Annotated in this window: 3 protein-coding genes; all 3 read left to right on the top strand. The window is 73.5% G+C overall.

All coding sequences use genetic code 11. The annotated features are described in order from the left end of the window. A partial coding sequence (locus AB0N14_RS40260; protein WP_366030634.1) for a hypothetical protein occupies window positions 1–182 on the top strand: 182 nt, incomplete at its 5' end. A gap of 10 nt (window positions 183–192) precedes the next feature. Then, entirely contained in the window at window positions 193–777 is a 585-nt protein-coding gene (locus AB0N14_RS40265) for a nucleotide exchange factor GrpE (protein WP_366030635.1), read from the top strand. 6 nt (window positions 778–783) lie between these two features. After that, window positions 784–1,229, top strand: a 446-nt coding sequence (locus AB0N14_RS40270) for a DnaJ domain-containing protein (RefSeq protein ID WP_366030636.1), incomplete at its 3' end; no start/stop codon positions are given.

Here is a 1,229-nt window from a genome sequence, read left to right on the forward strand (position 1 = left end):
GAGTGGGCAAGGTCAGGCCGCTGATCTCCGAACTCCAGCAGGTCTACGCCGGGCTCGCCGCCCACCAGGCCGAAGCCGCGGCGGCGAGTGGTCCCTCGGACACCATCGGGCCGGACCGCTCCGGGCAGGGCGGGGCCGGCGCCGACGAAGACGTGATCGACGCCGAGTTCGACAAGGGCTGAGGTACCCGCCATGCCCATCCCTCCCCAGGACCGAGCGTCCGACCCGCCGCCCGAAGGCGCCGTACAACCGCCGCAGGGCGACCTGCCCAAGCCCGCGCCGCCGACCACGGAGGCCGAACCGGGGCCCGACGCGGCCACCGGTCCGGCCGCGGCCGAGGACGAGTACGCGGCCGCGCTGAAAGAGGTGGAGGACCGTTGGCGGCGTGCCCTCGCCGACCTCGACAACCTTCGCAAGCGGCACGCCAGGGAACTGGAGCGGGAGCGCGCGGTCGAACGCGCCCGCACGGCCGCGGCCTTCCTGCCCGTCCTGGACAACCTCGAACTGGCCCTGAACCACGCGGGCTCCGACCCCGGGGCGATCGTCGAGGGGGTTCGCGCCGTGCGAGACCAGGCCGTGTCCATCCTTGAACGCCTTGGCTACGAGCGTCACGCCGAGACCGGCGTCCCGTTCGACCCCTCCCGGCACGAGGTTGTCGGCGTGGTCCAGGACCCCGACGTCGAGCCGGGCACCGTCGTCGAGGTGCTGCGCCCCGGCTACGGCGAGGCCGAGCGGCAGCTGAGGCCGGCCGCCGTGACCGTCGCCAAGCGGCGGTGACCGGCCATGGCACGCGACTTCTACGAGGTTCTCGGGGTCCCGCGCAACGCTGACAAGGACGAGATCCAGCGGGCGTACCGCAAGCTGGCCCGCAAGTACCACCCCGACGTCAACAAGGACCCCGCTGCGGAGGAGCGGTTCAAGGAGATCAACGAGGCCTTCAGTGTCCTGTCCGACCCGGACCAGCGGGCCCGTTACGACCGCTTCGGCGAGGACTTCCGGAAGGTCCCCGAGGACTGGGAGGAGCGGGTCGGTGCTGGCGCGGGACCCGGCGGCGGCTTCCGCTGGTCCACCGGGGGCGGCCCGCGGGCCCGGTACGCCACCAGCGGCTTCGGCGCGGAGGGCGTCGACGTCGACGACCTGCTCGGCTCGCTCTTCGGAGCAGGCGGCGCCCCCGCCGGTGTACCGGGAGCCGACCAGGAGGCCGAACTGCCGCTCAGCGTCGAGGAGGC

The sequence above is a fragment of the Streptomyces sp. NPDC051104 genome (assembly GCF_040682835.1).
Lineage (GTDB): Bacteria > Actinomycetota > Actinomycetes > Streptomycetales > Streptomycetaceae > Streptomyces > Streptomyces cynarae.